Source organism: Pseudomonas agronomica (genome assembly GCF_025917275.1).
GTDB lineage: Bacteria > Pseudomonadota > Gammaproteobacteria > Pseudomonadales > Pseudomonadaceae > Aquipseudomonas > Aquipseudomonas agronomica.
In genome coordinates this window covers 1-561 of sequence record NZ_JAOSHO010001007.1, presented here as the reverse complement: position 1 = coordinate 561, position 561 = coordinate 1, and the positions used below count along the sequence as shown (strand labels likewise).

1 protein-coding gene is annotated in these 561 nt (G+C 63.3%); it reads left to right on the top strand.

What is annotated here, in order from left to right; genetic code table 11:
• On the top strand, positions 1–561 hold a 561-nt coding region (locus tag OC610_RS28625; protein ID WP_264433137.1), incomplete at both ends, for an AAA family ATPase.

The window sequence follows — 561 nt, the reverse complement described above, 5'->3', positions numbered from 1 at the left end:
TGGGGCTGACCAAGGATGATCGCAGCGCCGACCTGGAGCAGTTCGAGCTGCGTCTGGAAGGCAAGGTGCTACCGGCCCAGGCGCAGAAGCGCATCGAAGAGGAGATGAACAAGCTCTCGATCCTGGAAACCGGCTCGCCGGAATACGCCGTCACGCGCAACTACCTGGATTGGGCGACGTCGGTGCCGTGGGGCGTGTATGGCCAGGACAAGCTCGACCTCAAGCACGCCCGCAAGGTACTCGACCAGCATCACGCCGGCCTGGACGACATCAAGGACCGCATCCTCGAATTCCTCGCCGTGGGCGCCTATAAAGGCGAAATCAGCGGCTCCATCGTCCTGCTGGTGGGCCCGCCGGGCGTGGGCAAGACCAGCGTGGGCAAATCAATCGCCGAATCCCTCGGACGGCCGTTCTATCGCTTCAGCGTCGGCGGCATGCGCGACGAAGCCGAGATCAAGGGCCATCGGCGAACCTACATCGGGGCCCAGCCGGGCAAGCTGGTGCAGGCGCTCAAGGATGTCGAAGTGATGAACCCGGTGATCATGCTCGACGAAATCGACA